Annotated in this window: 11 protein-coding genes; 8 read left to right on the forward strand and 3 right to left on the reverse strand. The window is 67.2% G+C overall.

Annotated features, from left to right (window positions below):
* From VLJ82_RS20095 to VLJ82_RS20110, 4 genes are all read left to right on the forward strand, one after another.
* On the forward strand, positions 1-976 hold a 976-nt coding region (locus VLJ82_RS20095; protein WP_408665149.1), incomplete at its 5' end, for a M16 family metallopeptidase.
* Positions 977-997: 21 nt separating this feature from the next.
* Entirely contained in the window at positions 998-1,750 is a 753-nt protein-coding gene (dapB, locus tag VLJ82_RS20100) for a 4-hydroxy-tetrahydrodipicolinate reductase (RefSeq protein ID WP_408665150.1), read from the forward strand.
* Entirely contained in the window at positions 1,747-2,214 is a 468-nt protein-coding gene (locus tag VLJ82_RS20105; protein WP_408665151.1) for a hypothetical protein, read from the forward strand. The genes dapB and VLJ82_RS20105 overlap by 4 nt, the downstream gene beginning before the upstream one ends.
* A gap of 24 nt (positions 2,215-2,238) precedes the next feature.
* On the forward strand, positions 2,239-2,973 hold the full coding sequence (locus tag VLJ82_RS20110) for a Type 1 glutamine amidotransferase-like domain-containing protein (RefSeq protein WP_408665152.1): 735 nt from the start codon (positions 2,239-2,241) through the stop codon (positions 2,971-2,973).
* 218 nt (positions 2,974-3,191) lie between these two features.
* On the opposite strand, the gene VLJ82_RS20115 is transcribed toward VLJ82_RS20110, so the two are convergent.
* The 3 genes from VLJ82_RS20115 to VLJ82_RS20125 form a co-directional block, all read right to left on the reverse strand.
* Positions 3,192-6,119 (reverse strand): tetratricopeptide repeat protein, encoded by a 2,928-nt coding sequence (locus VLJ82_RS20115; protein WP_408665153.1) that lies wholly within the window; start codon positions 6,117-6,119, stop codon positions 3,192-3,194.
* Between the two features lie 173 nt (positions 6,120-6,292).
* The gene (locus VLJ82_RS20120) at positions 6,293-6,949 is read right to left on the reverse strand and encodes a DUF2461 domain-containing protein (protein WP_408665154.1); all 657 of its coding nucleotides are present in this window, start codon (positions 6,947-6,949) and stop codon (positions 6,293-6,295) included.
* 59 nt (positions 6,950-7,008) lie between these two features.
* Positions 7,009-7,548 carry a GNAT family N-acetyltransferase gene (locus tag VLJ82_RS20125; RefSeq protein WP_408665155.1) on the reverse strand — a complete coding sequence of 180 codons (540 nt, stop codon included), beginning with the start codon at positions 7,546-7,548 and terminating at the stop codon, positions 7,009-7,011.
* Between the two features lie 54 nt (positions 7,549-7,602).
* Between VLJ82_RS20125 and VLJ82_RS20130 the strand changes: the two genes are divergently transcribed.
* The 4 genes from VLJ82_RS20130 to VLJ82_RS20145 all read left to right on the forward strand — a co-directional run.
* Positions 7,603-8,841, forward strand: coding sequence for a winged helix-turn-helix domain-containing protein (locus VLJ82_RS20130; protein WP_408665156.1), 1,239 nt, complete (start codon positions 7,603-7,605; stop codon positions 8,839-8,841).
* A gap of 56 nt (positions 8,842-8,897) precedes the next feature.
* Positions 8,898-9,509: a nucleoside/nucleotide kinase family protein gene (locus VLJ82_RS20135; protein WP_408665157.1), complete on the forward strand. Its 612-nt coding sequence runs from the start codon at positions 8,898-8,900 to the stop codon at positions 9,507-9,509.
* A gap of 138 nt (positions 9,510-9,647) precedes the next feature.
* Positions 9,648-10,910 carry a 4-hydroxy-tetrahydrodipicolinate synthase gene (dapA, locus tag VLJ82_RS20140; protein WP_408665158.1) on the forward strand — a complete coding sequence of 421 codons (1,263 nt, stop codon included), beginning with the start codon at positions 9,648-9,650 and terminating at the stop codon, positions 10,908-10,910.
* Positions 10,911-11,031: 121 nt separating this feature from the next.
* Positions 11,032-12,987: DNA translocase FtsK 4TM domain-containing protein (locus VLJ82_RS20145; RefSeq protein ID WP_408665159.1), on the forward strand; the 1,956-nt coding region annotated here is incomplete at its 3' end.

Here is a 12,987-nt window from a genome sequence, read left to right on the forward strand (position 1 = left end):
CATCGCGGTCGACATCATCGCCGACGTGGTGCTCAACGCCACCATCGCCGCCGCCGACGTCGACATCGAGCGGACCGTGGTGCTGGAAGAGATCGCGATGCGCGACGACGACCCGTCGGACCTGGTGCACGACGAGTTCGCCACGGCACTGTTCGGCGACGTGCCGCTGGGCCGGTCCATCCTCGGCACCGAGGCCTCGATCAACCAGCTGACCCGCAAGCAGATCCACGGCTACTACTCCCGCCGCTACCGCCCCTCGGAGATGGTGGTCTCGGTGGCCGGCAACATCGACCACGCCGAGGTCGTCCGGCTGGTGCGCAACGCCTTCGCCGGCCGGCTGCACGACGGCGACTCCGGTGCCGAGCCGCGCCCTGACCGCCGGCTGCACCGGGTGCCGGTCCGTCCGGTCACCGTGCTCGCCGACGACACCGAGCAGGCCAACGTGGTGCTGGGCACCATGGGGCTGTCCCGTTTCGACGAGCGCCGGTTCGTGCTGGGGGTGCTGACCACGGCGGTCGGCGGCGGGATGTCCTCGCGGCTGTTCCAGCAGATCCGCGAGCAGCGCGGACTGGCCTACTCGACCTACTCCTTCACCTCCTCCTACGCCGGGGACGGGCTGTTCGGGCTGTACGCCGGCTGCCAGCCCGGCAAGGCCGACGAGGTGGTCTCGATCATGACGGCGGTGCTGCGCTCGATCGCCGGCGAGGGGCTGAGCGAGGAGGAGGTCGAGCGCGGCAAGGGCCAGCTGCGCGGTGGCCTGGTGCTGGGCCTGGAGGACTCCGGTTCCCGGATGACCCGGATCGGCAAGGCGGAACTGACCTACGGCGACGTGCTGGGCCTGGACGACCTGCTGGCGCGCATCGAGGCGGTCACCGTTACCCAGGTCAACGAGCTGGCTGCCGAGATCGCCACCCAGCCGACCTGCCTGACCGTGGTGGGGCCGTTCGGCGAGCACGACTTCGACGCTGTCGTCTAGAGCTGTTCGGGAGGACGGCGGATGAGCGAGCTGATCCCGGTCGGGGTGCTGGGCGCCCGCGGCCGGATGGGCCAGCAGGTCTGCGCCGCGGTGCAGGCGGCTGCCGACCTGGAACTGGTGGCCTCGATCGACCTGGGCGATCCGCTCTCGACGGCGGCCGAGGCGGGCGCGCGGGTGCTGGTGGACTTCACCCACCCGGACAGCGTGATGGACAACCTGCGCTTCGCCGTCGAGCACGGCATCTGCGCGGTGGTCGGCACCACCGGGTTCACCGACGCCAAGCTGACCACCCTGCGGCAGTGGCTGGCCGACCGTCCCGGAGTGGGCGTGCTGGTGGCGCCGAACTTCGGCATCGGGGCGGTGCTGGCGATGAAGTTCGCCCAGCTGGCCGCCCCCTACTTCGAATCGGCCGAGGTCATCGAGCTGCACCACCCGCAGAAGGTGGACGCACCGTCCGGGACGGCCACCAGCACCGCGCGGCTGATCGCGGCGGCCCGGGCCCGGGCTGGCATGAGCGCCGCGCCGGACGCCACCACCGCCGAGGTGCCTGGTGCCCGGGGGGCTGACATCGACGGGGTGCGGGTGCACGCGGTACGGGTCAGCGGGCTGGTGGCGCACCAGGAGGTGCTGTTCGGCACCGAGGGCGAGACGCTGACCATCCGGCACGACTCGCTGAACCGGTCCTCGTTCATGCCCGGCGTGCTGCTGGCGGTGCGCGAGGTGGGCAACCGGCCGGGCCTCACCGTCGGCCTGGACGCACTGCTCGGGCTGTGAGCCCGCAGGCCGGGCGGGATCGGCGTACCAACCCGCTCGTCGTGGTGGCGGTGCTGGTCGCGGCGCTGGCGTGCTACTTCGTGCTGATCGGCTACCGCGGGGTGTACCTGCTGGGCCAGGACCGCTGGGTGCTCAAGGTGCTGGGCGGCGCCGTGCTGGTGCTGCCGCTGATCGGCTGCTGGGTGGTGGCCGCCGAGCTGCGCTTCGGGCTGGCCAGCCAGCGGCTGGAGCACCGGTTGCGCGAGTCCGGCGAGGTCGCCGGGCTGCCGGAGCCGGCCCGGTTGCCGTCCGGGCGGCTGGACCGGCGGGCCGCCGACGCCTGGTTCGACCAGCAACGCGCGGTGGTGGAACGGGCGCCGGGGGACTGGCAGGGCTGGTTCCGGCTGGCGCAGGCCTACGATCTGGCCGGCGACCGCCGCCGGGCCCGGCAGGCGCTGCGCACCGCGATAGAACTGTCCCGTTAGCAACCTCCGAGGAAGGCGAGGACCGTGCGAGCGCTGCTCACGTCGGCCGGGATCACCAACGACAGCATCCGGGCCGCGCTGGTCGACCTGCTGGGCAAGCCGATCGCCGAGTCCAGGGCACTGTTCATCCCCACCGCGATCTATCCCTTTCCCGGCGGCGCCTACGGGGCGGGACGGGCGGTCTGCGGCGAGGCCGCGCCGGTGCTGTGCGACCTGGGCTGGAAATCGGTGGGAATCCTGGAGCTGACGGCGCTGCCGCATCTCGGCGAGGACGCCTGGGTGCCCACCGTCCGGGACGCCGACGCGCTGCTGGTGTGGGGCGGTGACCCGCTGTTCCTCGCCTCCTGGATGCGGCGCTCCGGCCTGGCCGAGCTGCTGCCGACGCTGCGCCCGGAGGCGGTCTACGTCGGGGTGAGCGCCGGCAGCATCGCCGCTGCCGGCACCTTCGTCGAGACCTACCTCGACCCGCCGCGCGCCGACGACGGACCGCTGAAGGCCGAGCACGTCGTCTTCGGCACGCCCGCCGGGGACGTCGACCGGCTGCTGGCCACCGGCCGGGGAACGGGGCTCGTCGACTTTGCGGTGATCCCGCACTTCGAGCACCCGGACCACCCCGACGCCTCGTCGGACAATGCGCGGGAATGGGCGGCGCGGATACCCGCGCCGACCTACGCGATCGACGACGACACCGCCGTCCAGGTGGTCGACGGCGTCGCCCGGGTCGTCTCCGAGGGGCGCTGGCAACTGTTCCAGCCCTGACGGGCCGCGGTTGGCAGCGCCTATCCGGGACGCCTATCAGCACCGCGCTTTGATTGCGGCGGCTCGGGGTCGGCATGAGCACCGTGTCGGACGCCACTACCGCCGAAGTGCCTGGCGCCCCGGGTACCGACATCGATGCGGTGCGGGTGACGCCGTCCGAGCCAGGTACTTCATTGTAGAAATAGCTTCCGCAACCTATAGCTTTAATCAATATGAATTCATAGAGGAGTCGGTGTTTGCTTTTCAGACGCGGTGTTAGCCACTACGGCGTAGTGGCTGCGGAAAACCTGATGGATATACATCTCCTTCAGCGGAAAAGCAGCAGCTAGTATTTCGGCAAGGGCGCGTCGGCCATAAAGTTCGAGTCCGTAGGATAACAGACTCTTGGTAACCTGCCACGATTCAGGATCTTCCGTTATGATAGAGGCAATTGCAAATACCTCAAGCAAAATTCGTGGATCAGACGACCACTTACAAAGCTGAGCGCCGAGGCGAGCATAGTGCTGAGCTTGAGCCACTTCACCCATCCCGAAGTAAGCAACCGCTAACCGCGCAGCTACGATCTCTGAGTCGGTGTCCAAACTTCCGATAGTATTAAGCAACGCTAAGCCATTGCTAAAGTTACGATTATCTTCAGTCTCTATCCGAGCTACCTCTAGAGTTGCATAGGCAGAGAAAAGGGTTGACGAAGCTGCAGTCTTTCGTATCTTATGAATTATGGTGGGCCTCATTTCGTCTGAACTATGTCGAAGCTCTAATGCAAGTAATGAGATGGCAGCGAAATCTTCGTTATCGCCATTGGTAAGGGGCAAGACATGCCGCCAAGATGCAAGGGCATCTTCAAGTCGGCCTACTAATTCACACCATCGAGCGTACCGGTTTACAACAAAAATATCCCCTGGGAACAAGGCATACGCCTTATCGAGCATCGACATTCCCTTTGCCCGGTCCTGCAAATACATCAGGACCTCCCCATATTGGGCCAAGAGTGGATCTGGAGCCCGTCGCCTTAAGGCTTGGTGAAGTACTGATGCAGCATACGAGGGCTCATTGAGACAGAAGCAAAGAAACATTGCCCGCATGTTGGCGGTAATGTAACTGCTTGAGCGACCGCTTCCTGCTGAGTCTAAAAGAGCACGAACTGTATGCTTTGAACCCGGATTGACCCGGTCATCAGCTAGGCGGAATATATCGGTGCTTTGCACAATTTTGAGGAACCGCTGCCGGTCAGCTGGGTCGGCCAATCCCTGTCGGGCTAATGCCAACGCTACTTCATCATGTAAGAATCGGAAGGATTTGCCGTTAAGGAAAATTATACGCTCTCGAGCTAAGCGTCTGATAGTTCTAGACTTAAGGCTTGGCCAAGTGCGCGTATAAGAAACAAAAGCTACCACTGCCGGAAGGCGCGCGACAATGCAAGCAAAAGACAATGCCGCGAAAGGCCATATATTCAACGGGATGTTCAAAAAGAGATAAAAGAATATTGGCGACGCCAAGAATAAGCGTAGAATAATCGATTCACTTATCCACCGCGGGAACCGAAAAGTTTTAAAGACGGCCGAGATCGGATCATATTGTGGCGAACTCAGAGAAGTTAAACTAATACCGAAAAGCCAAATAGTCATAAAAAACGTATCGAGGTACAGGGAGCGGTCCCTTAAAATATGGACTAAGTCCGGGTAAGGGTCTTGAGACCACCATGCAGTAAGTACTCGCGGGTTATAAAAGTTCGAAACACTCACCCGCAGACGCCCACCAGTGAGTCGCACAAGTGATAGTTGAAAGTAATGTAGATACTGCACGTTCAAGATAACAATCTGCAATGCACGGCTAATTAAGTAAGTCAAGGAGTAAAATATAATCGCCGAGAGAGCAAGGCGGAACTCCCTGCTTTTGATTTTTATAAATCGGCTTACCCAAGCGAGTGGACCCACCTCAGGGTCTTGGAGTAAGCTGTAAATAATAGCAATCTCAAGCACTAGCGTGTGGCTAAGAAAGTCTTGCTTATATCCAACGATTGTTAGAATCGGGATAATAATTACCAGACACCACAGGTCGCTTTTAGTTGCAGCAACATACTGCATCTTCATAAGGTTCCAACCCGCTGAGCTACGGAGCGCAAGGGCATGAGCGGTACGTGTAATATTCTTATTGTTTAGTCCAGAGATGGATTGATCGAATAAAGTAGCTATATATGAATCCCATAGTGTTTGCTCAGGATTAGTAGCAGCTAGGATCTTCATAGGCTCGTCATAAATCGCGCATACCTTCAGAAAGATGTGGAGCTTAAGAGGGTTTTGAAGTAGCCGGCAAGCCGCAAGTGATAGGGTTTTGGGACTGACGATAACACCGCCTGCCTGAAGTGCCTTCAGTGAATCTTCTAATGTGATCGGCAGAAGCATATAAGTTACTGAACTGCTGATTTCGGCAGTCTCGAACTCTGTTTCTCGCTCATCTGAACTAGGGCGTCTAAGTATAAGAATCGGGCGTAATTGACTGTGCCTTTGAATTAGCTTACGGACGTGAGCCGCTTCTTCGCTGGTAGTGATTTCGTCAATGCCGTCTACCGCGAGTAACAGAATCCCGCTATCAATAAGGCCTTGCAGCTTAGATGAACTGAGGACGCGGTACCGATCCTTCAGGTACTTAATAGTTAAATTTACGAGACGCGTTCTATCTCGCAACGGCAACCAGTGCTTTCCTTTCGCCAGTTCGGTAGCAGGAATAACTTCCACAATGGGTGCCGACTCTGACGCTATGGCAAGCTCTATAGCTTTTTCTCGGATTGCATAAGCGAGTGACGTTTTGCCTGCTCCACCCTGTCCAATTATCTGTACCGAGAGCCGACTACGAAGGCTGTTTATAACCTCACTTATAGGATCATCTATAACCCTACCCTCGTGGTCTTGTAGGTGGACGGGGAGGGATTCCGCTGCACTAGGATCTAATCCATTGAATGGGCTTGCCGGTGTGCTCGATACAGCTACCCTAAGCAGGGTTTCTCGCAACTCGCGTGAGTCGAAACCTCGTGTGCGCAGTGAGATTTGAATCTGTGCGATGGCCGCGACGGCCGCCACAAGGACGGGCGGCAGTGCAAGAAACGCCCACCAGCCTGCGTTAGAGTTAACTATCTCCGCTAAGACCACTGACGCCGCCTTCCTGGACCCGTTGATGCACAGTATCCAATCGCCCAAGGTGTATGCCTTAGCGGCGGGCTTAGTCGTTCTGGTACGGCGCGTAGTGTCACCATGCTGGCAGGCAGTGCCGCCTGCGTTACCTGTTGAAACACTCCCGATTGGACTCCCGGGGCAACTATGGTCTACCGCTCGCCGCGGCGGGCCACCGGCAGGTCGGACGGGCCGACGTTCTTGTCCAGCCAGTCGATCAGCGGCTGCATCGCCCGCCAGGCCCGCACCAGCTCGGCCTTGGCGCGTGGCGTCTGCAGCCAGTCCGGGCAGCCGAACTCCCTGGTGGCCCAGACCGACTTGTGCCGCAGCAGCTCCTGGCGCGGGTGGTCTTTGGCGAAGCCGCTCGGGATCCGGCTCAGCTGCTCACCCCGCAGCTCCAGCCGCGACTTGGTGGCCAGCTTGATCGCCTGCACCAGGGACTGGCCGGGCAGCTCTTCGCCGACCGCCCGGCGGTACCGGGCCAGCTGGTCGGAGGCCATGTCGTAGTAGCCGCCGCTGGCGTACAGGCCCGCCGCCGAGACCTGCAGGTAGCGCCGCGACTCGGCGAAGTAGACGCCCTGGTGGGTCTTGTACGGCGTCTTGTCCTTGGCGAACCGGACGTCGCGGAACGGCCGGAAGAACTTGGCGGAGCCGAACTCCTCGGCGAGCTCGGCGGCCAGTTCCTGCAGCGGGGCCTTGACCTGCTCGTCGTAGATCGAGCGGTGCGCCGTCCAGAACGACTTCGAGTTGTCGGCCTCGAGGTCCTCGTAGAAGTCCAGCGCGGCGAAGGAAATCCCGGCAAAGGGCATCGGGTTTCTCCCTCCTGTCGAAGATCGGCTCTGTGGTTACAGGGTGCTCGGGGAGCGCGCTAGTCGGCCAGGGCGGTGTGCAACCGCAGTTCGGTCACGGTACCCGCGCCGGTGTCCAGGTCGCGGCGCAGCCCGTCGGGCTCCCAGCCGGCCGAGCGGTAGAACCGCAGCGAGACGCTGTCGCCGGCCGGTACCCAGGCCACCAGCCGGTCGGCCCCGCCGGCCTTCGCCAGGTCGGCCACCGCGGCCAGCAGCCGGGAACCGTGCCCGCGCCGCCCCCAGCGCGGCTCGACCAGCAGCATGCTGACCGCGGCGGTGGACTCCGGCGCCGGGTCGTCCGGCTGCCGGTCGGCGTCCGGGCCGAAGGCGGCGAACCCGACCCGGTAGGCGCCCTCGGTGGCGACCAGCACCCGGTGGCTCGGCGTCGGCGGGGTGGTGATCGCGGCATGCCAGCTGGCAGCGATCTCGGCCACCGTCAGCGAGTCGAGGATCTCGGCCGGCAGCACCGTCTGGTACGCCAGCCGCCAGGTGTCGAGCTGGATCCGCGCCAGCTCGTGCACGTCATCGACAGTCGCCGGCCGCACGCTCACATCCGCCACACCAGTCAGCCTAGGTGACTACATTCGCGGCCGGCGTCGGACTGTCGGACGGGCATGGTCAAATGTGGCGTGCCGTCAGCCGACCTGTCCGCCGCCACCGCCCGCCGGATCGCCCTGGCGGCCCAGGGCTTCGGCCTGCCCCGCCCGACCGGTCCCGTCACCGCCCGCCACGTCCGCAAGGTGGTCGACACCATGGGGCTGTTGCAGCTGGACTCGGTGAACGTGCTGTGCCGCTCGCACTACCTGCCGGTGTTCGCCCGGCTCGGCCGCTACCCGCGCGAGGTGCTGGACCGGCTGACCGGCCACACCGCCGGCCGGATGCAGCGCGAGTACGTCGAGTACTGGGCGCACGAGGCGTCGCTGATCCCGCTGGCCACCCACCCGCTGCTGCGCTGGCGGATGGCCCGGGCCGCCGAGGAGTCGTGGGGCGGCATGCAGCGGGTCGCCCGGGAACACCCGCAGCTGCTGGCCGAGGTGCGCCGGGTGGTCGCCGAGCACGGCCCGATCCGCAGCGCGGACGTGCTGATCGAGCGCCAGGCCAAGAAAGCCGGCCAGATGTGGAACTGGCACGCCGGCAAGATAGCCCTGGAGTACCTGTTCTGGGCCGGTGAGGTGGGTGCGGCTCGGCGGGTGAACTTCGAGCGGCGCTACGACCTGATCGAGCGGGTGCTGCCCGCCGCGATCGTCGACCAGCCCACCCCGGCCCGCGAGGACGCGCAGCGCGAGCTGGTCCGGATCGCGGCCCGGGCCTACGGGGTGGCCACCGAGCCCGACCTCGGCGACTACTTCCGGCTGCCGCGCGCCGACTCCAAGCAACGGGTCGCCGAGCTGGTCGAGGCCGGCGAGCTGCTGCCGGTCGCGGTGGCCGGCTGGGACGCGCCCGGCTATCTGTGGCCGGCCGCCCGCCGGCCCCGCCGGGTGCAGGCCCGGGCGCTGCTCAGCCCGTTCGACCCGCTGGTGTGGTTCCGCGACCGGGCCAAGCGGCTGTTCGGCTTCCACTACCGGATCGAGATCTACACCCCGGCCGCTCAGCGGGTGCACGGCTACTACGTGCTGCCGTTCCTGCTCGGCGAGACGCTGGTGGGCCGGGTCGACCTGAAGTCCGACCGGCAGGCCGGCGTGCTGCGGGTCCAGTCCGCCTGGGCCGAACCGGACGCCTGCCACGACGAGGTGGCCGCCGAGCTGGCGCTGGAGCTGGCCGAGCTGGCCGGCTGGCTGGACCTGGACGGCGTGCAGGTCACCGACCGGGGTGACCTGGCCCCGGCGCTGGCCGCCGCGTTGAACCACGGCTGACCCGGCCGTGCCGGAACTGGTCAGGCACCGGACGAGGCTGTCACGGTGACGCAGCGGTGACGGACTTCGCGGAACTGCTGGCCGCGGCCGGCCGGCTGGCCGACGCCGGTCCACGGCAGATCCTCGGCATCACCGGCCCGCCCGGTGCGGGCAAGTCCACCCTCGCCGAGCGGCTGGTCGCAGGACTCGGGCCGGAGCGGGCGGTGCTGGTCGGCATGGACGGCTTCCACCTCGCCGACGCTGAGCTGCGCCGCACCGGCCGGCGGAGTCGCAAGGGCGCGCCGGACACCTTCGACCGGGCCGGCTACGCCGCCCTGCTGGCCCGGCTGCGCCGCGAGCCGGGCACCGTCTACGCACCCGCCTTCGACCGGTCCGTCGAGGACTCGGTCACGGCGGCCGTCCCGGTGCCGGCCGGCGTGCCGCTGGTGGTCACCGAGGGGAACTACCTGCTGCTCTGGCCGGAGATCCGGCCGCTGCTGGACGAGGTGTGGTACCTCGACCCGCCGGCCGACGCACGCCGGGCGGCGCTGGTCGCCCGGCACGTGGCGTACGGCAAGGCGCCGGACCAGGCCGAGCGCTGGGTGGCCGAGTCCGACGAGCGCAACGCCGAGCTGATCGCCGCCGGCCGGCAGCTGGCCGACCGGGTGCTGGGGTGGCCGGCGGGCTGAGCGACCGAACCGAGCCCGGCACCCGAGTCCGGACGAAGTCGACCAGACGGATGACCGGGACGGGCCACGCGCCATTCCGGTGTCCATTTCCGGGCGGCGGAAGCGCTTCGGGGGTGGTCCCGGCGGTAGCGTTGAACCATGTCGAGCTTGGACCGCACCCGCCCGTTCGGCCGGTTGCTCACCGCCATGGTCACGCCGTTCACCGTCGCCGGCGAGCTGGACCTGGAGGCGGCCCAGCAGCTGGCCCGCTACCTGGTGGACACCCAGCACAACGACGGCCTGGTGATCAACGGCACCACTGGCGAGGCGCCGACCACCTCCGACGGCGAGAAGGCCGAACTGGTGGCCGCCGTGGTGGACGCGGTGGGTGACCGGGCCAGCGTGCTGGCCGGCGTCGGGACCTTCGACACGGTGCACTCGGTGCTGCTCGCCGAGCAGGCCGCCAAGGCCGGCGCCGACGGCCTGCTGGTGGTCACCCCGTACTACTCCCGGCCGCCGCAGGCCGGCATCCTGCAGCACTTCCGGGTGGTCGCCGACGCCAGCGCGCTGCCGGTGGTGGTCTACGACATCCCGGCGCGCACCGGCATCCAGCTGCAGACCGAGACGATGATCCAGCTGGCCAAGCACGAGCAGATCGTGGCGGTCAAGGACGCCCGCGGCGACCTGCCCGCCGCGGCCCGGGTGCTGGCCGAGACCGACCTGGCCTACTACGCCGGCGACGACGCGATGGTGCTGCCGCTGCTGGCGGTCGGCGGGACCGGCGTGGTCGGCACCTCGACCCACTTCTCCGGCGCGGTCACCAAGGAGCTGCTGGACGCCCACCAGCGCGGCGACGCCGCCGAGGCGCTGCGGCTGTACCGGCAGCTGCTGCCGATCTACACCGGCATCTTCCGCACCCAGGGGGTGATCCTGGTCAAGGCCGGGCTGGCGATGCAGGGCCGGTCGGCGGGCCCGGTCCGGCTGCCGATGGTGGAGGCCACCGAGCACGAGCGGATCGTCGGGGTCAAGGACGCGAAGGGCGACCTCGTTTCGTCCAGCAAGGTGATCGCGGAGACCGACCTCGCCTACTACGCCGGGGACGACGCCATCACCCTGCCGCTGCTGTCGGTCGGTGCCGTCGGCGTGGTCGGCACGTCGACGCACTTCGCCGGGCGCGACACCTCGGCGATGATCGAGGCGTTCGAGCGCGGCGAGCTGGCGGCGGCACTGGAACTCCACCGGCGGCTGCTGCCGATCTACACGGGCATCTTCCGCACCCAGGGGGTGATCCTGGTCAAGGCCGGACTGGCGTTGCAGGGCCGTCCGGTCGGGCCGGTCCGGATGCCGATGGTGGAGGCCACCGAGCACGAGCTGAGCCACCTGCGCCAGGACCTGGCCGACGCGGGCCTGCTCCAGCCCTAGCGCCCGCCCGGCGGCCGACCAGCCCACGGCCGACCGGCCCACGGGTGATCGGGCACGGCGCCAAGCCGTCCGTCCGGTGTCGGTCCACCCTCACCGTGCGGTTGAGCGTTACCGTGACTAGGTGGCAGCAACTCCCGGAACCAGGACCCGACAGCCGGCATCGAAGAAGGCGTCGGGCCCCGGACGCAGCCGGGCCGGCGGCTCGGCACCGGCCAGCCGCCCGCGATCGAGCACCCGGCCGGCGTCCCGGCCCTCGCGCCAACCCCGGCACCGGCCGGTGCTGGCGGTCTTCGGCCGGGCCCTGGCCCAGCTCTGGCGAGCGCTCGGGGTAGCCGTCGGAACGCTGGCCCGCGCCGTCGGGCGCAACGCCGCCACCGCCCGCGAGCTGGACCCGGCGCACCGCCGGGACGGCGCGGGCCTGGCGGTACTGGCCCTCGGCCTGATCTCGGCGATCGCGGTGTGGTTCGCCGCGGCCGGCCCGCTGGGCGAGGCGATCACCGGACTGTTCCGGCTACTGGTCGGCAACGCGGCCCTGCTGCTGCCCCTGCTGCTGGTGATCTGGGCGGTGCACCTGCTGCGCCAGCAGCCCCACCCCGAGCGCCGGGGCCGGATGCTGGTCGGCGGCCTGGCGGTCCTGCTGTCGGTCACCGGCATGCTGCACCTGGCGGCCGACTCGCCCCGGGACGAGACCGGCTGGTCGCACGCCGGCGGGGTGACCGGGATGCTCGGCGGCGAACTCGAACGGGTGCTGCCGGCGAGCCTGGTGGTGCTGGTGCTGTTCCTGCTCGGCGCGTTCGGCGCCCTGGTGGTGACCGCCACCCCGCTCAACCAGCTGCCCGGCCTGGTACGCGAGCTGCTGGCCAGACCCGACGTCGACGACAGCGCCGACCCGGCGGCCGCCTGGCGCGGCCGCGGTGCCGGCCAGGACCCCCTGGACGCCGACCCCGCCGAGCCGGAGCCGTTCTTCGACGACCCGTTCCCGGCCGGGGAAGCGGGCACCGACGAGACGCCGGCGCCCAGGCCGCGCAAGCCGCGGGTGCCCAAGCCCGCCGTCGAGGATGACCTGCCGCCGGTCACCCGGCCCACCCAGCTGGAGCTGTCCGGCGGGGCGGGGATGTACACCCTGCCGTCCACCGACCTGCTCGGCGCCGGCTCCCAGCACCTGGCGCACACCCGCGCCAACGACGAGGTGATCGCCTCGCTGTCGCAGGTGTTCGAGGAGTTCAACGTCGACTGCGCGGTCACCGGCTTCAGCCGCGGGCCCACCGTCACCCGCTACGAGGTGGAGCTCGGGCCCGGCGTCAAGGTGGAGCGGATCATCCAGCTGGGCCGCAACATCGCCTACGCGGTCAAGAGCCCGGACGTCCGGATCATCAGCCCGATCCCGGGCAAGTCCGCGGTCGGCGTCGAGATCCCCAACGCCGACCCCGAGATCGTGATGCTCGGCGACGTGCTGCGCTCCGGCGTGGCGCTGCGCGACCACCACCCGATGCTGGCCGCGCTCGGCAAGGACGTCGAGGGCGGCTTCGTGGTGGCCAACCTGACCAAGATGCCGCACCTGCTGGTGGCCGGCGCCACCGGTGCCGGCAAGTCCTCCTGCATCAACTCCCTGATCCTGTCGGTGCTGACCAGGGCCACCCCGGACGAGGTCCGGATGGTGCTGATCGACCCCAAGCGGGTGGAGTTCGCCGCCTACCAGGGCATTCCGCACCTGGTCACGCCGGTGATCACCAACCCGAAGAAGGCCGCCGACGCGCTGGCCTGGGTGGTCCGCGAGATGGACATGCGCTACGAGGACATGGAGGCCTCCGGCGTACGGCACATCGACGACTTCAACCGCAAGGTGCGGCACGGCGAGCTGGTCGCGCCGCCCGGCAGCGAGCGGGTCTACCGGACCTACCCGTACCTGCTGGTGATCGTCGACGAGCTCGCCGATCTGATGATGGTGGCCCCGCGCGACGTCGAGGACGCGGTGGTGCGGATCACCCAGCTGGCCCGGGCGGCCGGCATCCACCTGGTGATCGCCACCCAGCGGCCGTCCGTCGACGTGGTGACCGGCCTGATCAAGGCCAACGTG

The organism is Jatrophihabitans sp., assembly GCF_035474675.1.
Taxonomy (GTDB): domain Bacteria; phylum Actinomycetota; class Actinomycetes; order Mycobacteriales; family Jatrophihabitantaceae; genus Jatrophihabitans_A.